Annotated in this window: 21 protein-coding genes; 16 read left to right on the top strand and 5 right to left on the bottom strand. The window is 69.1% G+C overall.

The window, feature by feature from the left end:
* Position 1: 1 nt before the first annotated feature.
* From ACZ6O0_RS35315 to ACZ6O0_RS35330, 4 genes are read right to left on the bottom strand one after another with little or no spacing between them, the layout of a single operon-like run.
* Complete coding sequence (locus tag ACZ6O0_RS35315; RefSeq protein ID WP_465769387.1) at positions 2-928, bottom strand: ABC transporter permease; 927 nt, start codon at positions 926-928, stop codon at positions 2-4.
* Entirely contained in the window at positions 925-1,938 is a 1,014-nt protein-coding gene (locus ACZ6O0_RS35320) for an ABC transporter ATP-binding protein (RefSeq protein WP_465769388.1), read from the bottom strand. The genes ACZ6O0_RS35315 and ACZ6O0_RS35320 overlap by 4 nt, the downstream gene beginning before the upstream one ends.
* Complete coding sequence (locus tag ACZ6O0_RS35325) at positions 1,935-2,915, bottom strand: ABC transporter ATP-binding protein (RefSeq protein ID WP_465769389.1); 981 nt, start codon at positions 2,913-2,915, stop codon at positions 1,935-1,937. Before ACZ6O0_RS35325 ends, ACZ6O0_RS35320 begins: the two co-directional genes overlap by 4 nt.
* A 5-nt stretch (positions 2,916-2,920) precedes the next feature.
* Positions 2,921-4,714, bottom strand: a complete 1,794-nt coding sequence (locus tag ACZ6O0_RS35330) for an ABC transporter substrate-binding protein (protein WP_465769390.1) — start codon at positions 4,712-4,714, stop codon at positions 2,921-2,923.
* A gap of 156 nt (positions 4,715-4,870) precedes the next feature.
* On the opposite strand from ACZ6O0_RS35330, the gene ACZ6O0_RS35335 reads away from it, so the two are divergent.
* The 15 genes from ACZ6O0_RS35335 (at position 4,871) to ACZ6O0_RS35405 (ending at position 21,946) form a co-directional block, all read left to right on the top strand.
* On the top strand, positions 4,871-5,554 hold the full coding sequence (locus ACZ6O0_RS35335) for a response regulator (RefSeq protein WP_465769391.1): 684 nt from the start codon (positions 4,871-4,873) through the stop codon (positions 5,552-5,554).
* Positions 5,555-5,556: 2 nt separating this feature from the next.
* Positions 5,557-6,966 (top strand): HAMP domain-containing sensor histidine kinase, encoded by a 1,410-nt coding sequence (locus tag ACZ6O0_RS35340; RefSeq protein ID WP_465769392.1) that lies wholly within the window; start codon positions 5,557-5,559, stop codon positions 6,964-6,966.
* Between the two features lie 111 nt (positions 6,967-7,077).
* Positions 7,078-8,676, top strand: a complete 1,599-nt coding sequence (locus ACZ6O0_RS35345) for an ABC-F family ATP-binding cassette domain-containing protein (protein ID WP_465769393.1) — start codon at positions 7,078-7,080, stop codon at positions 8,674-8,676.
* 121 nt (positions 8,677-8,797) lie between these two features.
* Positions 8,798-9,286 (top strand): hypothetical protein, encoded by a 489-nt coding sequence (locus ACZ6O0_RS35350; protein WP_465769394.1) that lies wholly within the window; start codon positions 8,798-8,800, stop codon positions 9,284-9,286.
* Between the two features lie 7 nt (positions 9,287-9,293).
* Complete coding sequence (locus ACZ6O0_RS35355; protein ID WP_465769395.1) at positions 9,294-10,448, top strand: sensor histidine kinase; 1,155 nt, start codon at positions 9,294-9,296, stop codon at positions 10,446-10,448.
* Complete coding sequence (locus tag ACZ6O0_RS35360; RefSeq protein ID WP_465769396.1) at positions 10,445-11,083, top strand: response regulator; 639 nt, start codon at positions 10,445-10,447, stop codon at positions 11,081-11,083. Before ACZ6O0_RS35355 ends, ACZ6O0_RS35360 begins: the two co-directional genes overlap by 4 nt.
* Before the next feature lie 73 nt (positions 11,084-11,156).
* Positions 11,157-12,245: a Nickel transporter NicT gene (nicT, locus tag ACZ6O0_RS35365; RefSeq protein WP_465769397.1), complete on the top strand. Its 1,089-nt coding sequence runs from the start codon at positions 11,157-11,159 to the stop codon at positions 12,243-12,245.
* 12 nt (positions 12,246-12,257) lie between these two features.
* A complete protein-coding gene (locus ACZ6O0_RS35370; protein ID WP_465769398.1) occupies positions 12,258-13,034 on the top strand; it encodes an IclR family transcriptional regulator in 777 nt (258 codons plus the stop codon).
* A 209-nt stretch (positions 13,035-13,243) separates the two neighbouring features.
* The gene (locus ACZ6O0_RS35375) at positions 13,244-16,381 is read left to right on the top strand and encodes a DOMON domain-containing protein (RefSeq protein WP_465769399.1); all 3,138 of its coding nucleotides are present in this window, start codon (positions 13,244-13,246) and stop codon (positions 16,379-16,381) included.
* Positions 16,382-16,390: 9 nt separating this feature from the next.
* Positions 16,391-17,764, top strand: a complete 1,374-nt coding sequence (locus ACZ6O0_RS35380; protein ID WP_465769400.1) for an ABC transporter substrate-binding protein — start codon at positions 16,391-16,393, stop codon at positions 17,762-17,764.
* Positions 17,761-18,648, top strand: coding sequence for a carbohydrate ABC transporter permease (locus tag ACZ6O0_RS35385; RefSeq protein WP_465769401.1), 888 nt, complete (start codon positions 17,761-17,763; stop codon positions 18,646-18,648). Before ACZ6O0_RS35380 ends, ACZ6O0_RS35385 begins: the two co-directional genes overlap by 4 nt.
* Complete coding sequence (locus ACZ6O0_RS35390; RefSeq protein WP_465769402.1) at positions 18,645-19,535, top strand: carbohydrate ABC transporter permease; 891 nt, start codon at positions 18,645-18,647, stop codon at positions 19,533-19,535. The genes ACZ6O0_RS35385 and ACZ6O0_RS35390 overlap by 4 nt, the downstream gene beginning before the upstream one ends.
* 28 nt (positions 19,536-19,563) lie before the next feature.
* Positions 19,564-20,517 (top strand): acetylxylan esterase, encoded by a 954-nt coding sequence (locus tag ACZ6O0_RS35395; RefSeq protein ID WP_465769403.1) that lies wholly within the window; start codon positions 19,564-19,566, stop codon positions 20,515-20,517.
* 47 nt (positions 20,518-20,564) lie between these two features.
* Positions 20,565-20,966, top strand: coding sequence for an ArsR/SmtB family transcription factor (locus tag ACZ6O0_RS35400; RefSeq protein ID WP_465769404.1), 402 nt, complete (start codon positions 20,565-20,567; stop codon positions 20,964-20,966).
* Positions 20,963-21,946: a cation diffusion facilitator family transporter gene (locus ACZ6O0_RS35405; protein ID WP_465769405.1), complete on the top strand. Its 984-nt coding sequence runs from the start codon at positions 20,963-20,965 to the stop codon at positions 21,944-21,946. The genes ACZ6O0_RS35400 and ACZ6O0_RS35405 overlap by 4 nt, the downstream gene beginning before the upstream one ends.
* Here ACZ6O0_RS35405 and ACZ6O0_RS35410 read toward each other — a convergent pair.
* Positions 21,900-22,412, bottom strand: a complete 513-nt coding sequence (locus ACZ6O0_RS35410; RefSeq protein WP_465769735.1) for a GNAT family N-acetyltransferase — start codon at positions 22,410-22,412, stop codon at positions 21,900-21,902. The genes ACZ6O0_RS35405 and ACZ6O0_RS35410 overlap by 47 nt on opposite strands.
* Before the next feature lie 83 nt (positions 22,413-22,495).
* Here ACZ6O0_RS35410 and ACZ6O0_RS35415 point away from each other — a divergent pair, with 83 nt between their 5' ends.
* Positions 22,496-22,783 (top strand): DUF1905 domain-containing protein, encoded by a 288-nt coding sequence (locus tag ACZ6O0_RS35415; protein WP_465769406.1) that lies wholly within the window; start codon positions 22,496-22,498, stop codon positions 22,781-22,783.
* The last annotated feature ends 95 nt before the right edge of the window (positions 22,784-22,878 follow it).

Raw genomic sequence — 22,878 nt, forward strand, 5'->3', positions numbered from 1 at the left:
ACTAGGTCCGATCTGCGCGTGGGTCGAAGGCGTCCCGGACACCGTCGCCGAACAGGTTGAACGCGAGCGTCGTGATCAGCAGCGCCAGACCGGGGAAGAGGATGAACCACCACGCGGTCGTGTAGTAGTTCTGCGACGCGCTGATCATCCCGCCCCAGTCGGCGGTCGGCGGCGGCAGCCCGAGTCCGAGGAACGACAACGTGGCCTGGGTGACGATCACGACCGGGATCAGCAGCGTGGTGTAGACGATCACCGGCGCCAGCACGTTCGGCAGGATGTCGACGAACATGATCCGGGTGTCACCCGCACCCAGGGACCGCGCCGCTTCGACGAACTCGCGTTCGCGCAGCGACAGCACCTGACCACGCACGATCCGGGCCACGGAAGCCCAGCTGAAGCAGCCGATCACCAGCACAGTCACGGTCAGGCTGGGTCCGGTGACGGACACCAGCGCGATCGCGACCAGCAGGAACGGCACCGACAGGACCACGTCGATCAGCCGTGCCAGGACTGTGTCGGTGATCCCCCCGAGGAACCCCGCCGCGAGCCCGAGCACGACTCCGATCACCACCGTGATGGCGGTCGCGATGACACCCACGAGCAGCGACACGCGAGCGCCGTACGCGATCCGTACCAAGATGTCCCGGCCGAGGTCGTCGGTGCCCAGCCAGAACGTCCCGTTCGGTCCACGCGGCAGGCCGTCCGGGGTCAGTCCGATGTCGCGGTACTGCTCGTTCGGCGGATGCCCGGTGATCGCCGCGAACACCGGCGCGAAGATCGCCATCAGCACGATCAGCACGATCACGACCAGCGAGATCATCGCGACCTTGTCCCGGCGCAACCGCCGCAACGCCAGGACGAACGGACTGCGCCCCTCGATCGCCGGCGCCTCGTCGATGACGTCGAGTGTCTCGATCGCCGCGGTCATGATGCCTTCAGATCGGGGACGGCGGTGGACAGGTCCTCGCCCAGCGTCAACGGGTAGAAGCACGCGGTCCGGTGGTCGCCGGAGTCGTCCAGCACGGGCTGGAGCGGTGGTTCGCCGGATGCGCAGTCGGACCGGGCTTTCGGGCACCGCGTGTGGAACCTGCACCCCTCCGGCGGGTTCGTCGCGGCCGGGATGTCGCCACCGAGGATGATCTGCTCGCGGCTGTCGGCCGTGTCCGGATCCGCCACCGGCAACGCGGAGAGCAGCGCGCGGGTGTACGGGTGCCGGGTCTGGCCGAACAACTCGTCCGTCGGCGCGAGCTCGGCGATCTTGCCCAGGTACATCACCGCGATCCGGTCGCTCACGTGCCGGACCACGGACAGGTCGTGCGAGATGAACACGTAGGTGAGGTCGAACTCCTTCTGCAGGTCGGCCAGCAGGTTGATGATCTGGGCCTGGATCGACACGTCGAGCGCCGACACCGGCTCGTCGCAGATCACCAGCTTCGGCCGCAGGGCCAGCGCCCGCGCCACCCCGATCCGTTGCCGCTGGCCACCGGAGAACTCGGCCGGGAACCGGTTGTAGTGCTCGGGATTCAGCCCGACCAGCTCCATCAGTTCCTGGACCTTCTTCTTCCGCTCGGCCCCGGACGAGATGTCGTGGATCGCGAACGGGTCGCCGATGATCGAGCCGACCCGGCGGCGCGGGTTCAGCGAGCCGTACGGGTCCTGGAAGATCACCTGGATCTCGCGCCGGATCGGCCGCATCGCCCGGCGCGACAAGGTGCTGATCTCCCGTCCGTCGAACGACACCGATCCCGACGTCACGTCGTACAGATGGGCCATGCAGCGGGCCAGCGTGGACTTGCCACACCCGGTCTCCCCGACCAGCCCGAGGGTCTCGCCCTTGTGAACCTCGAGAGAGACCCCGTCGACCGCCCGGACCACCTCCTTCGCCCGCGTCGGGAACTCTTTCCGGACGTTGTCCACCTTCAGCAGCACGTCGGTCATGACGCCATCGCCTCGTTCTGTTCGTGGGGCAGCCAGCAGGCCGACTGGTGCCTCGGATCGCGGGCGACGTCGGTCAGCGGCGGAGCCTCGGTGCGGCACTTGTCGAACACGTGCGGGCAGCGGGACGCGAACGGGCACCCGGCCCGCAGGCTGATCAGGCTGGGCGGCGAGCCCGGGATCGGGGTCAGCCGGTCCCCGCTGCGCGCCGGCAGCGAGGCCAGCAGCCCTTGGGTGTACGGGTGGTGATTGCGGTAGAAGATGTCCCGCCGCGGTGCCCGTTCCATCACCGCGCCCGCGTACATCACCACCACCTCGTCGGCCATCTCGGCCACCACGCCGAGATCGTGGGTGATCAGGATGATCGCCGTACCGAACTGCTCCTGCAGCCGGCGCATCACGTTCAGCACCTGGGCCTGGACGGTCACGTCCAGCGCGGTGGTCGGCTCGTCCGCGATCAGCAGCGCGGGGTCCAGGGCCATCGCCATCGCGATCATCACCCGCTGCCGCATCCCGCCGGAGAACTGGTGCGGGTAGTCGTCGATCCGTTCCGCCGCGCGCGGGATGCCGACCAGGGTCAGCAGGTCGGCGGCCCGTTTCCGGGCGGCCTGCTTGCTGATCACCCGGTCGTGCGCGCGGATCATCTCGACGATCTGCCAGCCGATCCGGTAGTGCGGGTGCAGGCTGGACAGCGGGTCCTGGAAGATCATCCCGATCTGGGCCCCGCGCAACCGGCGCAGGGTCGATTGATCGGCGGTGATCAGATCCGTTCCGTCGAAGAACGCCGTACCGGACACCGTGGCACCGCGGGTCAGCCCGACGATGGTCTGGGTGGACACGCTCTTCCCGGAACCGGACTCGCCGACGATCGCCAGCGTCTGCCCGGCCTCCACGTCGAACGACAGGCCCCGGACGGCGCGGACGGTGCCGTCCGGGGTGTCGAAGGAGACCCGGAGGTCCCTTACCTCAAGCAGGGCCATGAGGTTCAGCCGCCCTGCTTGTCCTTGGACAGCCACACGTTCGTCGGGTCGTAGTTCTGCAGCGACGGGACGTAGACGGCGTTGTTGGTCTGCGCCGCGTGGTAGTTCGCCTGCTTGTTGTTGGTGAGCGGGTAGAAGGCGGCCTGGTCCATCACCCGGGCGTCGGCCTTGGCCCACAGGTCGGCGGCCTGGTCCTCGGTCGGCGCGGCGGCCGCCTGCTGGATCAGGGTGTTGGTCTCCGGGTCGTTGTAGAGGCCGAAGTTGCTGCCGATCGGCGGGAACGACGGCTCACCCGAGAACAGCGGGTTGAAGAACGACAGTGCGGCGTTGCCGTACCAGTCGGCACCCCAGCCGGCCAGCGACACGTCCCAGACACCGCGCCGGGCCACATCCGGCACCTGCAGGTACTTCACGTAGAAGTCCGCGTTCGGCGACGGTACGCCGGTGACGGTGATGCCGGCCTTGGACAGGTCCTGCTGGATCGTCTGGAAGGTCTTGCTGCTGCCCTCGGACGCGTTGCGGTAGAGGAACTTCAGCGTGAGGTGCGGGTATCCGGCCTCGGCGAGCAACTGCTTGGCCTTGTCCGGGTTGTACGGGTACGGGTCGATCTGCTTCGAGCCGACGATGACGTCGGGCAGTACGTGCGTCAGCGGCGGGTTCAGCGTCTGGCCGCCGAGCACCTGCAGGATGTGGTCCCGGTTGATCGCGTAGCTGAGCGCCTGCCGGACCTTGGGGTTGGCCAGCGCCCTGTTGTTGTTCGGCGAGACCGTGTTGTAGATGACGTACGGGTTGCTGCCCGCGGTGTCGCCGATGGTCAGGTTCGGGTCCTTCTTGGCCTGCAGCGCGGGCAGCTGGGACGGCGGTGGCGCGACGTCGAACTCCATGTCGGCGGTCGGCGTACCGGTCTGCAACTGCTGCTGCACCGAGTCCTGCGTGACGGTCTCGTTGACGACGATCTTGTCGACGTACGCCTTGCGCACCGGGTCGGTGGCCGCGTCCCAGGCAGGGTTGCGGGAGTACGCGATCGACTTGGTCGGCACCCACGAGTCGACCTTGTACGGGCCGTCGGACGGGTAGTGGTTGCCGAGCTCGGTGCTGGCCGGCAGGTACTTGAGCGACTCGACCGGAGCCGGTGAGAAGGCCGGCAGCGTCAGCATGTCGACGAAGTACGACGCGGGGTGGGTCAGGTGGAAGACGACGGTGGTGTCGTCCTTGGCCACCACCCCGGGCAGCGGTGTCTTGTCGATGTAGTTCTGGATCCCGGCGACCGTCTTCGGCGCCTTGGTGAACCCGTCGGCGAACGCCTTGTACCCGACGATCAGGGTGGCGAAGTCCGGGATGCCGCCGAACGGCTGCACCGGGTTCGCGGTCCGCTTCACGCCGCGGACCATGTCGGCGGCGGTCACCTGGCGGGCCGGGGAGGTGTCCCACTTCGCGCCGGGCCGGATCTTGATCGTGTAGGTCTTGCCGTCCGCGCTGATCCCGCCGTTGGCGGCGGTCGGGATGTCGGTGGCGAGGTCGGCGACCGGCGTGGTGTTCTTGCCCCCCGGATCGGCGGGATACGTGAACAGCTGCCGGCTCCACATCCGCAGGTTCAGATACCCCACGGAGTAGTAGCTGACGTTGGGATCCATGTAGTCGACATCGCCGGCCCCGAGCATGTTCAGGGTGCCGCCGGTGACCGGCGTCGCCGCGGTACTTCCGGATCCGGATGCCGATCCGCCGCCGTTGCTGCAGGCGGCGAGCACGAGACTCGCCGCGGCGGCAAGGGATAATGCCGCCAGCCGTCTTCTGGCCATTGGTCCTCCTCCAGGACTCGATAGCGCCGAAGTTAGGACTCCCGGGCGGGACCGGAACCGCGATCACGCAACCGTCAACGAGTTGTCATTTCGGCCGCGCGGGGACATGACGGTTTCATGACGCCCGTAACCCCGGCGGTGAGCGACACTGGGGGCGTGGCACACAGCCTGCTGTTGGTCGACGACGAGCCGCGCATCCGGCGGGTGCTGCGGCTCGCCCTGGAGGACGAGGGGTACCAGGTCGCCGAGGCGGCCAACGGGTACGACGCTCTGGCCGCGCTGCGCCGGGTCCAACCGGACGTGGTGCTGCTGGACCTGATGCTGCCGGACCGGGACGGATTCACGGTCTGCCGCGAGATCCGCCGGACCAGTGACGTGCCGGTCATCATGGTGACCGCGCGGACCGACAGCCACGACGTGGTGGCCGGGCTGGAGGCGGGCGCGGACGACTACGTGACCAAGCCGCTGGTGGCCAAGGAGCTGTCGGCCCGGATCCGGGCGCTGCTGCGGCGGGTCGAGCCGGGCAACGCGCGGCAGTCCGCCCTGGTCGAGGTCGGCGACCTGCGGATCGACGTCCCGGGCGCGGAGGTGACCCGCGACGGCGCCGTCCTGCCGCTGACCCGGACCGAGTTCAAGCTGCTCGCCGAGCTGGCCGGTGCCGAGGGCAAGGTGCTGTCCCGGGAGCAGTTGCTGTCGAAGGTCTGGGGGTACGGCTACTTCGGCGACAGCCGGATCGTCGACGTCCACATCCGCCGCCTCCGGCTGAAGATCGAGCACGACCCGGCCAGCCCGAAGCACCTCGTCACCGCCCGCGGTCTGGGCTACCGACTGGTGAGCTGACCTTGCTGGGCCGGTTCAGCCTGCGGGGCCGGGTCATGCTGGCGTACGGGCTGCTCGCGCTCGGACTGTCGTCGGCGCTGGCACTCGTCACCTGGAGCGTGGTCTCGGACTACCTCACCGAGCAGCGCGAGTCCTCCGCGATCGTGGAGACCGCCGACAACGCGGCCGCCTTGCACTACGGGCTGTTCGGTGCGCCCCAGCCCTGCCACCCCGCCCGGGAACGGGCCGAGTGCGGCAGCCCCACGCCCAACCCGGATGTCAGCGTGATGGACCTGCTGAACATGCTGCCGTCCACGGACTCCGCGGCCTCGATGATGTACTACAACGATCAGTGGTACTCGCTGACCGGGAAGCCGGCCGATCTCCCGTCCGACCTGATCGCGAATGTCCGGGCCGGCAGCACGCAGCACCGCCGGATCACCGTGAACGGACAGCAGATGCTCGCGGTCGGCGTACCGATGACGCGGCCGGGTGAGGCGTTCTTCGAGTGGCATCCACTCGACAACCTGGACAACACTCTGCGGACCCTGAAGCTCACGCTGATCGTCGCCGCGCTCGTGACCGCGATGATCGGCCTCGCGGTCGGCCGGCTCGCGAGCACGCTGGCGCTGCGGCCGCTGGCGGAGCTGACCCAGGTGGCGGACGCGGTCGCGCGCGGGCAGCTCGATGCCCGGCTGCAGGCCGAGAACGACCGCGACCTGGGCGGCTTGGCACGGTCGTTCAACCAGACCGCGGCCGACCTGGAACGCCGGGTGGCGGCGGACGCCCGGTTCGCGGGAGACGTCAGCCACGAGCTCCGGACACCGCTGATGACGATGCTGAACTCGATGCAGCTGATCCAGAACCACCGCGCCGAACTGCCCGCGGCGGTGCGGGAGCCGGTCGAACTGCTCGGGTACGACCTGGACCGGTTCCGCCGGCTGGTGATCGACCTGCTGGAGATCTCCCGCGACGACGGTGGTGATCAGGGCAGCCGGGAGATCGTCCGGATCGCCGACCTGGTCCGCGCGGCCGCCGACGCCACCGCCGGGCGGGAGGTGACCACGGTCGAGCCCGAGGCCGCGGGGCTGATCCTGCTCGCCGACAAACGGCGGCTCGAGCGGGTGATCGCGAACCTGGTCGAGAACGCCGAGGACCACGCCGGCGGATGCAAGGGTGTCGGCGTCGAGGCCGGCGGACTCGGCGTGATCATCACCGTCGACGACGCCGGCCCCGGCATCGCGGCCGAGGACCGCACCCGCATCTTCGAACGCTTCGGCCGCGGCGAGACCTCCGGGCGCGGCCGCGGCGTCGGACTCGGCCTCGCCATCGTCGCCCGGCACGTCCAGTGGCACGGCGGCAGCATCCGCGTCGAGGACCGCCCCGGCGGTGGCGCCCGCTTCGTCGTCGAGCTGCCCGCGAAAATCAGCTGACGGTTCTTGTCCCTCCGGCTACCGTGAAGACATGGCTACTTGCCTCTGTGTCTAGCTGCGGACCCGCTTCCACGCCTGAAGTGTGTCCACTAGCTATCACGGAGAGTAACCATGATCACCGTTCGCGGTGTAGATATTCGCGTCGGCGCCCACCTGCTGCTGTCCGACCTTTCCTTTCACGTCAGCCCTGGCGATCGCGTCGGGCTCGTCGGCCGCAACGGCGCCGGCAAGACCACCCTGATGAAGACGCTGGCCGGCGAAGAGCGTCCGGCCGCGGGCTCGATCACCGTGTCGGGGTCGATCGGCTACCTGCCACAGGACCCACGCGCCGCCGATCCCGCCGTCACCGTCACCGCTCGGATCCTGTCCGCGCGTGGTCTCGACGTCGCCGTGCAGAAGCTTCGTCAGGCCGAGGCCGCGATGAGCAGTGCCGTCGGCGAGGCGCAGGAGCGCGCGATGGCGGCGTACGCCCGGGCCGAGGCGCAGTTCCAGGCCGGCGGTGGGTACGCGGCCGAGGCCGAGGCGGCCCGGCTGGCGGCCGGCGTCGGCCTGCCCAACCGTGCCCTCGAGCAGGCCGTCGGTGAACTGTCCGGCGGCCAGCGCCGCCGGGTGGAGCTGGCCCGGATCCTGTTCGCGGAGCACGACACGCTGCTGCTCGACGAGCCGACCAACCACCTCGACGCCGACTCGGTGCTGTGGCTGCGGTCGTTCCTGCTCGGCTACCCCGGCGGCCTGATCGTGATCAGCCACGACCGCGAGTTGCTCAAGGCAACGGTCAGCCGGGTGTTCCACCTGGACCCGCAGCGCGTCACGATCGACATCCACAACACCGGCTGGACGAAGTACCTCGAACAGCTGGAGACCGACGAGCGGCGCCGGACCCGGGAACGCCACACGGCCGAGCGCAAGGCGGCGGTCCTGCACGCCCAGGCGGCGAAGATGCAGGCCGGCGCCAACACCGCCGTCGCGGCCAGGAACATGGCGCGGCGCGCGGACAAGATGCTCGCCGACCTCGAGCCGGTACGCCGGTCCGCCCGGGTGGCCCGGATCCGGCTGCCCGAGCCGGCGCCGTCCGGGAAGACCCCGCTGACCGCCGTCGACCTGAAGAAGGCGTACGGCGGACTGCAGGTCCTCGACGGGGTCGACCTGGCCGTGGACCGGGGCAGCCGGGTCGTCGTCCTCGGGCTGAACGGCGCGGGCAAGACCACCCTGCTCCGGCTGCTCGCGGGGCGTGAGGAGCCGGACGCGGGCCAGGTCGTGCCCGGGCACGGGCTGCGGCTCGGGTACTTCGCCCAGGAGCACGACACGCTGGACCTGGCCGGCACCGTCCGGCAGAACCTGGCGTCGGTCGCGCCCGGCCTGACCGACGGCGAGGTCCGCAACGTGCTCGGCTCGTTCCTGTTCAGCGGTGACGACGCGGACAAGCCGGCGCACGTGCTGTCCGGTGGGGAGAAGACCCGCCTGGCGCTGGCCGGTCTCGTCCACTCCGGCGCCAACGTGCTGCTGCTGGACGAGCCGACCAACAACCTGGATCCCGCCTCCCGCGACGAGGTCCTCGGCGCGGTCGGCAGCTACCCCGGCGCGATCGTCATGGTGACCCACGACGAGGGCGCCATCGAGGCGCTCCGCCCCGACCGGGTGCTGATCCTCCCGGACGCCGCCGAGGACCTCTGGTCCGACGACTACCTGGATCTGGTGTCGCTGGCCTGAGCATCAACCCTGGGGTTGAGACCCGGTTCCACCCGGGTCTCAACTCCGGGCTGACGTGTCCGGCGTCGTTTCCGAGGAGTGTTGTGAGCGGCAACGAAACTCCTCGGAAAGGACAACCGGAATGTCGGCCAGCCTCGTGGTGGGGATCTTGGTGGGTCTGTTGGTGTTGGTGCGAGTGGTCGGTCGGCAGGTCACCGGTTCGCTGGTGACCCAGCGGTCGCTGGTGCTGATGCCGGCGGTCCTGACGCTCGTCGGGGCGTACGCGATCTGGTCCACCCTCGACGGGGCGTCGACCGGGGAACTCGCGTTCCTCGGGCTCGACTGCGTCGTACTGATCGGGGTCGGGCTCGCCCGCGGTCGTAGCATCCGGCTCGAGCGGCGGGAAGCGGGCTTGTGGCAGAAGGGGACCGTCGCGACGCTCCTGCTCTGGGTGCTGACGATCGCGCTGCGCGTCGGTGCCGCAGCGGCGTCGGCCGCGCTGTGGCCGGACAGCAAGCTCGGCCAGGCGACCCTCGCGCTGACGATCGGCCTCACCATCGGGGCGCAGAACGTGATGATCTACCGCCGGGCACTCGGGCTGCGGATCCCGTTCGCCGTCGAGCGGGCATGATGGCGGTATGAACCAGACGCTCTGGGACCGGGCGAAGGCCTCGCCCGTCCCAGGGATCCTGCTCCGGTCGGCGCCCGGGGTTCTGGTGATCGCCGCGCTGCTGCCGACGGCGGCCCGTGCCGACGAGCGCCGCTTCCCGTTGCCGGTGCTGCTCGTGCTCGCCGTATTCGTTGTCCTGGGCAACTTTACGCTGCTCCAGCTGCGGTACGGCGAGGAACCGCGCCGGGCCACCGCCGGCCTCCTGGTCTTCACCGTGGCCGGCGGGCTGCTGTGGTTCGCGTTGCCGCAGAGTCTGTTCATCGTGCTGCCGTTCTGGGCCGCGCGGGTCGCCGTCCGGTACCGCCCGCCCGGGCAGCTGCAACTGATCATCGTGTTACTCGGGATCCTCGGTGCGAGCGTGCCGATCTACATCAACACCGGCTCGGTCGCAGGCGCGGTCGGTACGGCGTTCGGCGTCACCGCACTGGTGCTTGCGTCGATCAACCGCCGGAACCGGGAGGCGCAGCTCGAGGATCTGGAGGTCTCGCTGGCGCGCAAGCAGGCGGCGATCGAGGAACACAGTCGGGCCGCGGCGTTGGCCGAGCGGGCGCGGATCGCTCGCGACGTGCACGATGTACTCGCGCATTCGCTGGCCGGACTGTCGTTGAGTCTGCAGGGGGCGCGGCTGATGCTGGTTCGGGACGGCGCGTCGTCGGAGGCGATCGAGCAGGTGACACGGGCGCAGGGTCTGGCGGCCGAGGGACTGGCCGAGGCGCGACGGGCGGTCGCGGCCTTGCGCGAGGACGCTGTTCCCGACGTACGGGCGCTGAGGGATCTGGTCACGGCGTACCGGCTGGAGAGTGGGGCGACGGCGGACTTCGAAGTGACCGGCGTTGAGCGGGAGCTGGCGGCGGACGTGATGAGCACGCTGTATCGAACGGTCCAGGAGGCCCTGGCGAACACGCGCAAACACGCGCCGGGTGCTCCGGTGGTCGTTCGGTTGTCGTACGGCGACGAGGTCCGGCTGACGATCGAGGACCGGCCGGGGAGGCGACCGGACCGGGCCGCGCCCGGGGGTTATGGTCTGCTCGGTATGCGCGAACGGGCCGACCTCGTCGGCGGCACACTGGAGGCCGGACCGACGTCCGACGGTTGGCGGGTGGAACTGAAGGTGCCTGGATGAGTGCGGTGCGAGTGGTGGTCGCCGACGACCAGACGGTCGTGCGGGACGGGCTGGTCACCTTGCTCAAGTTGCTGCCGGGGATCGACGTGGTCGCGGCCGGGGCGGACGGTGAGGACGCCGTCCGGTTGGTTGCCGAGCACAACCCGGATGTCCTGCTGGTGGATCTGCGGATGCCGAACTGCGACGGTGTGGAGGCGACCCGCCGGGTCCGCGCGAACCACCCGGGCACGGAGGTCGTCGTCCTCACGACGTACAGCGATGACGACTCGGTCCTGTCCGCGCTCCGGGCCGGTGCGCGCGGTTTCCTGACCAAGGACGCCGACGCCGAGTCCATCGGCCGTGCCCTGCAGGCGGCGGCCGCCGGCCAGTCCATCGTCGACGGCGAGGTCCAGCGCCGCCTGATCGAAGGCGCCGCCATCCCGAAATCCGCGGACCCCGCCGGCACCGGCCTCACCCCGCGCGAGATCGAGGTCCTCCGCCTGATCGCCGACGGCCTCTCCAACACCGAGATCGCCCGGCACCTGGTCGTCAGCGAGGCCACCGTCAAGACCCACATCAACCACCTGTTCGCCAAGGCCAACCTCCGCGACCGAGCCCAAGCCGTCGCCTACGCCTACCGCCTCGGCCTCGCCTGACGCCGTCTCGTCCTCCGGCCGTTCCTGCGACTGGGTTGCAGGTGGAGGGCGTTCCGGCGTTTACTGGCGGATCGTGAGGCGACTGGATGTGACGGGGCGGGAGTGGGGTTCGGTCGGGGCGATGGCGGCGTTCGTGCTGCTGTTGCACCTGGTGGGGTGGGGAGTGCTGGGGCTGGTGGTGGCGCCCCGGCATTACGTCCTCGGGTCGGCGGGGGTGTTCGGGGTCGGGCTCGGCGTGACGGCGTACACGCTGGGGATGCGGCACGCGTTCGACGCCGACCACATCGCGGCGATCGACAACACGACGCGGAAGCTGATGAGCGACGGGCGGCGGCCGTTGTCGGTCGGGTTCTGGTTCTCGCTGGGTCACTCGACGGTCGTGTTCGGGTTGTGTTTCCTGCTCGGCATCGGCGTCCGCGCGCTCGCCGGTCAGGTGGCCGACGACTCGTCGCGGCTGCAGCAGTTGACCGGCCTGATCGGTACGGCGGTCTCCGGCGTCTTCCTGTACCTCATCGCCGCACTCAACCTCGTCATCCTGATCGCGGTGATCAAGGTCTTCCGCCGGATGCGCACCGGTGAGTACGACGAGGCGACGCTCGAGCAGCACCTCGGCAACCGCGGCTTCATGAACCGCATCCTGGCCGGCGCCACGAAGGCGGTCACCCGGCCGTGGCAGATGTACCCGATCGGCCTGCTCTTCGGCCTCGGCTTCGACACCGCGACCGAGGTGAGCCTGCTCGTGCTGGCCGGCGGCGCGGCCGCGTTCAGCCTGCCGTGGTACGCCGTCCTCACGCTGCCGATCCTGTTCGCCGCCGGGATGAGCCTGCTCGACACGATCGACGGCTACCTGATGAACTTCGCCTACGGCTGGGCGTTCGCGAAGCCGGTGCGCAAGGTCTACTACAACATCACGATCACCGGCCTGTCCGTCGCGGTCGCCCTGGTGATCGGCAGCATCGAGCTCGACTCGATCCTCACCGACCAGCTGCACATCACCCACGGCCCGCTCGCCGCGATCGCCGGTCTCGACCTGAACTCGGTCGGCTATGCGATCGTCGCGCTCTTCCTGCTCACCTGGCTGACCGCCCAGGCGGTCTGGAAGTACGGGCGCATCGAGGAGAAATGGTCCGCCCAGCAGTTCATGGATACGAACCGCGTCTGATATACCGAACCCATGGGTGACGCCGACAAACCACCGGCGGTGAAGTCGGCCGCACGGACCGTGGAGCTGCTGGAGGTGCTGGCGCAGGCGCCGCGGCGGTTGACACTGACCGAGCTGGCGAGTCAGCTGGGCTATCCGAAGTCGAGCGTCCACATGCTGCTGCGGACGCTGGTCGGCGCCGGCTGGGTCGAGTCCGACGACCGCGGCACGGCGTACGGCATCGGCGTCCGCGCGCTCCTCGTCGGGACCGCGTTCCTCGATCGCGATGTGGTCAACCAGGTCGCGACGCCACATCTGGCCGCGCTGCGGGCGCATCTCAACGAGACCGTTCATCTGGGCCGGCGCGACGGTGCCGACGTGGTCTACCTGGCCAGTCGCGAATCGATGCACATCCTGCGCAGCGGGTCCCGGGTCGGCCGGCGGATGTCGGCCCACGCGACCGCGATCGGCCAGGTGTTGCTGGCACAACTCTCACCTGAGCAGGTCGACGAGCTGGTTCCCGCCGAGCTCGAGGCCGAGACCCAGCACACGATCGCGGACCGCAAGGCGCTGGCTCTCGAGTTGCAGGACGTCCGCGTCCGGCGCTGGGCCGCGGAGCGGGAGCAGGACACGCTCGGCCTCGGCAGCATCGCGGTGGCGATCCCGTTCGGCCACCCCGCGTCGTACGCGCTCAGCTGCTCGATCCCGCTGACCCGCTTCACCGACGCCCACCAGCGCGACGTCGTCCAGGCGTTGCTGGAACACGCCGAGGAGATCGGCGGCACCCTGCGGCGCCTCCCCAGCGCCTGAGCCTCCCGCACCACCCAGCACCTGAGCCGCCCGCACTACCCAGCATCTGAGCCGCTCGCCGGCCGCCCTGCCGTGCGATCGCTCGGCCCTGCGCTGCGGATCCCTCCGCGCACCAACCGTTGACACCTGTCCGGGACACCGCTTACCTTCGTCGTCGTTCAGTATCACAGACATTGTTCATGTATGTGAACTCAGCGAAGGGACCGCCCATGCTCGGTTCGGCTCGGAAGGTGCTCGCGGTCGTCGCCGGGGTGCTGGCCGCCGTTCAGCTGGGATCACCCGCGCAGGCGGCGACTGATCCCGGGATCGTCTTCACCAACCCCGTCGCCGCGGACGGGATCACCGCTTGGCCGGGGGACCCGGACAAGACCCCGGAGCACGCGGCGTCGAGCCGGCTCGGGGTGCCGTGCTGGCAGACCAGCAACGATCTGAAGGACCAGTACCTCTACCTGAACATCGACGCGGCCCGGATCCCGGCCGGCGCGACCGACGCGGTGCTCACGGTGAACTACTTCGACACCCCGGGCCAGCAACTCACCGCGCAGTACGACAGCGTGAGCGCGGCCTTCACCCCGCTGCCCTGGTTCTCGTTCCCCGGCACCGGTAGCTGGGCGTCCACCCAGTTCCGGATGTCCAACGTCAACTTCCAGAACCGCGCGAACGGCGCCGACATCCGGCTGATGGCCAACGCACCTGGTGGAGTCATCAGCTCGGTCTGCATCTCGTCGGTAAGCATCTCGTTCGCGGACACGACCGGCATCACAGTGACGAACCAGAGCCTCGTCTTCACCCAGGGGTCGGGCAGTGTCACGCTCACCTCGACCGCGTCCTCGGTCGCCTGGAGCATCACCGACGACCAGTACCTGCCCGTTGCCTCGGGCAACACAACGAGCGGCTCGATCGACGTCGGCACCCTCGGGCCCGGCTTCTACAACCTCCGCCTCACCGCCGGCGACACCGTCGTCGGTACGACGCTCGCCGTCATCCCACCCCTCCCGGCGGGAATCCAGTCCCCACAGGGCAAGTGGGGCGTGAACACGCACATGAACCACTACTACGACCTGAGCGGCGCGCTGATCCGCACCCTCGCCCTGACCGGTTTCTCGCACATCCGCGACAGCCTCGAGTGGGGCCACGTCGAGTCCGGCTCACCCGGCAACTACACGGTCGAGCCGCAGTACGACGCGATGGTCGCCGACGCGAAGGCGAACGGCATCATCCCGCTGCTGGTGACCGGCTACCGCAATTCGCTGTACGACGGTGGCCACACCCCGAGCACGCCGGCCGGCCTGGCCGCGTTCGGCCGGTACCAGAGCTTCTGGCTGAAGCACTTCGCCGGCACGACGAACGACATCGAGACCTACAACGAGTACTACCAGCCCGGCTTCAACGACAGCGCCTGTGGCGTCACCGGTGCGTGTTTCGTGCAGTTGATGAAGGCGGCGTACGAGCAGACCCACGCGGACAACCCGAGCGCGAACGTCATCGCCGACATCGGCCCGAACAAGGGTGACACCTCGTTCCGCGACCAGGTGCTGTCCTCGGGAGGCCTGGCGTACCTGGACTCGATCAACGCGCACATCTACACGTTCGCCGGGCCCGAGGGAGACCTCGACACCCAGATCCAGAACCTGCGCACCGCGGCCGACGCGAACGGCGGCGCCGGCAAGCCGCTCTGGATCAGCGAGCAGGGCTACCCGACCGCGCCCAGCTTCGGCGGCTCGATGCTCGACCAGGCCCGCAAATCGATTCGCAACGACACGATCATGATCGCGAACGGCGTCAGCCAGTTCTACTGGTACGACGCGCTCAACGACGGCACCAACCTGGACGACAAGGAGAGCACCTTCGGTCTCCTGCAAGCACCCGCCGGACCGATCGCCGGCATGGCGCCGAAGCCCGGCCTGGTCGCGAAGGCGACCACGATCCGCGCCCTCACCGGCCTCGCCCCCAGCGGCCGCGACACCCTGCCGTCGCCGCTCTACTCGTACCGCTTCGGCTCCGGTACGTCGACCACCCGCGTGCTGTGGTCGACCGGCACCGGCACCTCGTCGGTCAACCTCAGCACCACCAGCCCGCTCGTGGTCACCGACATGTACGGCCACCAGACCACGCTGACCCCGACCGGTGGGGTGGTCACGATGACCGTCGACCAGGACCCGGTCTTCGTGAAGGGACCCGCCACCGGGGTCGCCGTCACGGCGGCTCCACAGCTGAAGGTCGTGGCCGCGGACCCGTCGAACTCGCAGGAGCCGACCGCGGTCACCGTGACGATCAAGGGCGCGCCGCACTACCTCGGTCCGGTCGCCGTCACGATGGCGGGCCAGACCAAGCGGGCCGTGGTGCTCCCTGGCCAAGACACCAAGGTCACCATCCCGGTCCCGCCCAGCGACACCCTCGGGCTGCGGCACCTCGTCGCGACCGTTGCCCGGCTCGGCAGACCCATCGCCCGTCTGGTCGCCTGGACCAGCGTCGAACCGGCGACCAAGCTCCGCGTCGTCCCGCAGCTCACCCAGGACCTGCAGACCGCGCTCGGTGTCGAACTCACGAACACCAGAGCCAGTTTGTCCGCCACCATCCAGGACCTGACCTGGACCATCGCCGGCCAGCACGGGACCGCCGGCACCGGCCAGTCGATCGCACCGGGGCAGAAGGCAACGATCAGCATCCCGGTCACCGGCCTCGCACCCTGGAAGCCGTACGCGTACACCGTCGACCTCACCACCTCCGACGGCAACAAGGTCTCCACCAAAGGCACGACCGCCTTCGACCCGATCGTGCCCTCGGCAACGACCCCGGCCAGCTCGATCAACCTGGCCACCGACGCCAGCTGGCTCGCCTTCACCCGGCCCTGGGGTGGTGCCGCCGACCTGTCCGGTTCGGCCGGCTTCCAGTACGACGCCACCGGGCTCACCATCAACGCGGCCGTGACCGACGACGTGTTCGCGCAGACCGAGACCGCGCCGAACCTGTGGCGGGGTGACAGCCTGCAGTTCGCGATCAGCAACGGACTGCCCGGCGAGAACGCGACGGCCACCGAGATCGGCGCCGCGCTGCTGCCGACCGGGCCGGCCGTGTACACGTTCGGCACCTCGGACGGCAGCCCGACCGGGACCACGCCGGGCGCCACGGCTGTGATCACGCGCGCCGACGGCGTCACGTCGTACCAGATCAAGGTGCCGTGGGCGGCGCTCGGGTTCCAGTCACAGCCGGCCGGACCGGTGGCGATCTCCCTTGCCCTGAACGAGAACGACGGCGCCGGACGTGCCGGTGCACTGCAGTGGGCGAGCGGCATCGTGACCGGCAAGACCACGACCTTGTTCCTGCCCGGAACGTTCATCAGTTAGGAGAAATGAGTGCTGACCACACGACGGAGGACAGGGGTCGTCGCCGCGCTGGTGATCCTGGCGGCCACCGCCTGTTCATCAGGATCCGGGGGAGAGGCCACCAAGGCCGACGGCACGGTCACGATCACGGTGGGGCAGAAGCCGACGCCGGACCAGGCGGCCGCGCTGAAGACCTGGACCGACCGGGTCGCCGAGTTCGAGAAGGCCAACCCGAAGATCAAGATCCAGGGCTCGGAGTACGGGTACGACGTGCAGACGTTCCAGGCCGACCTGGCCGCCGGGACGCTGCCGACCGTGGTCGCGATCCCGTACACCGACGTCCAGGGCCTGATCGAGCGCAAGCAGCTCGCCGACATCACCGACGTGGTCAAGGCGTCGCCGGTCGGCAGCAAGATCAACCCCGAGGTGCTGAAGACCGTCCAGGACTCCAGCGGCAAGATCTTCGGCCTGCCGGTGCAGGCGTACACGATGAGCCTCAACTACAACCGCGCGCTGTTCAAGCAGGCCGGGCTCGACCCGGACAAGCCGCCGACGACCTGGGCAGAAGTGCGGACGGACGCCAAGGCGATCGCGGACAAGACCGGCAAGGCCGGCTACGCGATGATGACCACGAACAACACCGGTGGCTGGATCCTCACCGCGATGACCTACACGTACGGCGGAACCATCGAGAAGGTGGACGGCGGGAAGGCCACGGCCGCGTTCGACGACGAGCCGATGAAGAACGCGCTGACCGCGTTGCAGCAGATGCGCTGGACCGACAACGCGATGGGCAGCAACTTCCTGTTCAACCAGAAGCAGCTGCAGCAGGAGTTCGCCGGCGGCAAGGTCGGGATGTACATCGGCACGCCGGGCGACTACCGCGACGAGGTCAGCACGATGGGCGGCAAGGGTGAGGACATCGGTGTCGCGCCGCTGCCGCTCGACTCGCCGGACGGCGGCACGCTGACCGGTGGCGCCGTACAGATGTTCAACCCGAAGGCGTCGAAGGAACAGGTCGCGGCCGCGGTGAAGTGGGCCGAGTTCTTCTGGCTGGAGAAGTTCACCGACCAGGAGCACGCGGTCACGGACGCGAAGACCGCGAACGCGGACAAGCAGTACTCGGTCGGCCTGCCGATGCTGTGGTTGTTCGACGACGCGTCGCACCAGCAGTACAACGCGTGGATCAAGCCGTACGTGAACACGGTCCAGGCGAACTTCACGCCGTACACGGCCAAGGCGGCGTCGCTGAAGCTGATGATCGAGCCGCCGGTGGCCGGTCAGAAGGTGTACGCGAATCTCGACTCGGTCGTGCAGACGGTGCTGACCAAGAAGGACACCGACATCGGCAAGCTGCTCGGCGACGCGTCGAAGACGGTCGACGGCCTGCTGACGAACCCGTGATCCGTACGCACCGATGGATCCGCAACGGCGGGATCAGCACCCTGGTGTTCCTGATCCCGACGTTGCTGGTCTTCGGCCTGTTCTCCTGGTGGCCGATCGCCCGCGGTCTGGTCCTCGCGTTCCAGCAGACGAATCTGATCGAGCCCGCGCAGTGGGTCGGGTTCGGCAACTTCCGCAGGGTGCTGGCCGACCCGCTGCTGCTGACCGCGGTCCGCAACACAGCCTGGTTCGCCTTGCTGGCGTTGGTGTTCGGCTACCCGGCGCCACTGGCGTTGGCTGTCTTCGTCCGTGAATTGCGGCGTGGGCGGGCGCTGTTCTCGGTGCTCGCCTACCTGCCGGTGGTGCTGCCGCCGGTGGTGGCGATCCTGCTCTGGCGGGTGTTCTACGACGCGAGTGACGCCGGTCTGTTCAACACGCTTGCTCGGGGCATCGGTCTCGGCCCGTTCCAGTGGTTGCAGAACGCGCACTGGGCGATGCCGAGCATCGTGCTCGAGGCAACCTGGGCCAACGCCGGGGCGACGATGATCATCTACCTGGCCGCGCTGTCCGGCGTACGCACGGATCTCTACGAGGCGGCCGAGATCGACGGGGCCTCGATCTGGCGGCGGGTGGTGCACGTGACGTTGCCGCAGCTGCGGACGATCCTGCTGATCACGTTGCTGCTGCAGATCATCGGCACGTTCCAGGTGTTCACCGAGCCGTTCCTGTTCACCGGCGGCGGGCCGGCGAACGCGACCACGACGATCCTGATGCTGCTCTACAACTACGCCTTCATCAACGGCGACTACGGCGAGGCGACCGCCTTGTCGGTGCTGCTGGCGATCTTCCTCGGCCTGCTGTCCTTGCTGTACTTCCGGTTGACCCGCCGCTGGAGCACGACATGAGCGCCCGGGTCGAGGACCGCGGCCTGATCTCCGCGGCCGACCGCCGCCGCCCGCTCGTGCGCTGGACCCTGGGCAGCGGTCAGGTCCTGATCCTGGTCCTGCTGGCACTGGCCGGGCTGGGCCCGATCCTCTGGCTGGCCAAGGCGGCGATCTCGCAACCCCAGGACATCGCGGCGAACCCGCTCGGCCTGTGGTCCGGGCAGCCGCAATGGCACAACATCGAGACCGCCTGGTCCAGCCTGCGCGTCGGGCCGGCGTTGATCAACACGGTCTGGGTTGCCCTCGGCAACTGGGCCGTGTCGGTGCTGGTGGCAACGACCGGCGGGTATGCGCTGGCGATCCTGCGACCGAAGTACGCCAAGCTCGTCAACGGCGCGCTACTGGCGACGCTGTTCGTCCCGGGCGTCATCTCGCTGGTACCGCTGTACCTGACGGTGCTCGACGTACCGATCATCGGTGGGTCGTTGATCAACACCTACTGGGCGATCTGGCTGCCCGCCGGCGCGAGCGCCTTCAACGTGATCATCACCGGCCGGTTCTTCGCGCAGCTTCCGGCCGAGCTGTTCGAGGCCGCGAAGCTCGACGGCGTCGGCAACTTCCGGATGTTCACCTCACTGGTGCTGCCGTTGTCTGGCCCGATCATCGGCGTGGTCTCGCTGCTGTCGATCATCGCGGCCTGGCGCGAGTACCTCTGGCCCAAGCTGGTCCTGCCGGACCGGACCAAGCAGCCGTTGTCGGTGATGCTGCCGTCGATCCGGGACAACGTGCAGCTCAACCTGTTCATGGCGGGCCTGCTGATCTCGGTGGTGCTGCCGATCGTCATCTTCCTGCTCTTCCAGCGCTACTTCATCCGCGGGGCCGGTCTGGCCGGCGGGATCAAAGGCTGACCACCCACCACCCTCGAGAGGACTCACCATGCCGTTGTTCGACAAGCCGTTGCCGGAGCTGCGCGAGTACCGCCCGGAGCGCAACGAGCCGGCCGGCTTCGACCGGTTCTGGGAGGAGACGCTGGCCAAGGCCGAGACGGATCCCCTCGACGCGTCGTTCGTGCCGTACGACGCCGGGCTGTCCCTGGTGGACGTGTGGGACGTGCGGTTCACCGGGTTCGGCGGGCACCGGATCGCGGGGTGGTTCCTGGCGCCGCGGGAGACGCAGGGGCCGCTGCCGACGGTCGTGCAGTTCCTCGGGTACCAGGGCGGGCGGAACTGGCCGATCGACTGGCTCGTGTTCCCCGCCGCCGGGTACGCCGTACTCGTGATGGACACGCGCGGCCAGGGGACCGAGACGGCCGATCCCGATCCGGGGGCGAACCCGCAGATCCCCGGCTTCCTCACCCGTGGACTGGTCGACCCGGACTCCTATTACTACCGGAGGGTGTTCACCGACGCGGTCCGGGCGGTGGACGCGGCGCGGAGTCATCCGCTCGCCGACCCGGCCCGGATCGTCGTGGCCGGCGGCAGTCAGGGAGGAGCGATCGCGCAGGCGGTGGCCGGGTTGCGGTCCGACCTGGCCGCGGCGTTGATCGACGTACCGTTCCTGACGCACTTCCGGCGGGCGGCCGAGCTGGCGGGGGAGAAGACCGGGTACGGCGAGATCGCCGACTATCTCGCCCGCCGGCGGCTGCCACCCGAGGAGGTGTTCTCCGTCCTCGACTACTTCGACGGGGTGAATCTCGCCGCCCGGGCGACCGCGCCGGCCCGGTACTCGGTCGCGCTGATGGACGCCGTGTGCCCGCCGTCGACGGTATTCGCGGCGTTCAACCACTACGGCGGTACGGCGGAGATCGACGTGTGGCCGTACAACGGGCACGACGGTGGCGCCCAACTGCAGCGGATGCGGCAGCTGCGCTGGCTCGCTGACACGCTGTAACCGGCGGCACATTGCGGGGCGCGGGAGGAGTGCCTTACTGTCGACGTATGAAGAGTTCTGCAGATGTGCAGCTCGACTCCTGCAACATCCGGCTGGTCGACCCCGAGCGGGTGGCGAGCGTCAATGCCAGGATGCCCGCGGAGGACGACATCGTCGACACGGCCGATGTGTTCGGTCTGCTCGGCGACCCCCGCCGCCTGCAGTTGCTGGTCGCGCTGCTCGACGGGGAGCTGTGCGTCTGCGATCTCGCCGCGATCACCGGGCTGAGCGAGTCCGCCACCTCGCACGCGCTCCGGCTGCTGCGGGCCCACCGGGTGGTCGCCGTACGGCGTGACGGCCGGAACGCGTTCTACCGGCTGGACGACGCGCACGTCCGGATGCTGCTCGACCTCGCCGTCGCGCACACCGAGCACACCGACGCCATCCACCCGGAGAGGTCGGGCGCATGAGCGATCACGGTCACGGGCACGGGCACGGCCACGCGGTGAGCTCGGCGGCCGACCGGAAGCTGCTGAGCGGCGCGCTCGCGCTGATCGTCGGCTTCATGGTGGCCGAGGTCGTCGTCGGCCTCGCGGCCGGTTCGCTGGCGCTGATCACCGACGCCGCGCACATGCTCACCGACGCGATCGCCATCGTGCTCGCGCTGATCGCGATCCGGCTCGCGGCCCGTCCGCCGGCCGGCGGCTACACCTACGGGTTCAAGCGGGTCGAGATCCTGTCGGCGCAGGCCAACGGCATCACGCTCCTGCTGCTCGCGGCGTACTTCATCTACGAGGCGATCAACCGGATGATCGACCCGCCCGAGGTGAAGGGGGCGCTGGTCCTGATCACCGGTCTGGTCGGCATCGTGGTGAACCTGTTCGCCACCTGGCTGATCAGCAAGGCCAACCGGTCGAGCCTGAACGTCGAGGGCGCGTTCCAGCACATCCTGAACGACCTGTTCGCGTTCATCGCGACCGCGATCGCGGGTCTCGTCGTCCTCCTCACCGGCTTCGCCCGGGCGGACGCGATCGCCGCGCTGGTGGTCGCCGCACTGATGCTGAAGGCCGGTGTCTCACTCGTCCGCGACTCGGGCCGGATCTTCCTCGAGGCCGCGCCCGCCGCGATCGACCCGCAGGCGCTCGGTGCCGAGTTGTGCGCGATCGACGGCGTGGTCGAGGTGCACGACCTGCACGTCTGGGAGATCACCTCCGGCGAGCCGGCCGCGTCGGCGCACATCCTGGTCGCCGAGGGACTCGACTGCCACCAGATCCGGATCACGATCGAGGCTCTCCTCGCGGACCGGTATCACCTGACGCACTCGACCCTCCAGGTCGACCACGCCACCGGCGACGAGATCTCCGCACACTGCTCCGATGCCCACGGCACCGTGCACCGCTCGATCACAACCGCTGGACGAGCACCTGACCCGGCCAGTCCGAACCATTGACCCGAGGTACGGCGAACTCCACGTCCCGGGTGAACCCCTGCTGCTCGTAGTACCGGACCAGCGCACCGTCGCCACCCGCGAAGCAGTCCACCCGGAGCAGCCCGGCTCCCGCCGCCCGGGCCAACCCGCGGGCGTGATCGAGCAATGCACCGCCGAGGTTCTGACCCGCGGACCCGCGCTCGGTGACCAGTAGCCGCACGTACAACTCCGGCTCGGTGGCCGCCGGCACGTACGGCATCGCGTCTCCGACGGCGAGCGCACCCACCACCCGGCCGTCCGCCTCGGCCACCCACAGCCCGTCGTCGTCCGCGAACGACGTGATCTGCTCGACCCGCCGAGGACTGGTCGAGTGCGGCTCGGTGCCCCACTGGTCGGTCCGTCCCCGTGCGACCAGCCACTCGGTCGCCCCGTCGAGCAGGCCCAGCACCGCCGGCACGTCGTCCCGCCCCGCGCGGCGGATGTTCATCTGCACGTCCTCAGAATAGTTTGGCCGGGGATGTCGAAAGGCGCCCGTCAGTCTCTACCTAGGGGTGTAGAGAGGAGCTCATCGTGAGCGACAAGACCGGAAAGCTCGACAAGACGTTCACCGCGCCGCTGCTGAAGAGCGACGCCAAGGGCGGCTGGACCTACGTGAAGATGCCCGGCTCGGCCGAGTACTTCGGCACCCGCGGCCTGGTCAAGGTCCGCGGCACCATGGACGGCCACCCGTTCGAGAGCTCGTTCATGGCCATCGGCGACGGCACCCACAAACTGCCCGTGAAGGGCGACCTCCGCGACCTGATCGGCAAGGAACCCGGCCAGGAGATCACCGTCCACCTGGAAGAACGCCTCGGCTGAGGCGCACCCCTCGACCCGGAGACGGGCACCTCGTGCATCAGCCGGTTGCGCGTTGAGACCGTCGTCACAGACGGTCATGTCCTGAGTAAGGAGTA

Source organism: Kribbella sp. NPDC048837 (genome assembly GCF_055586945.1).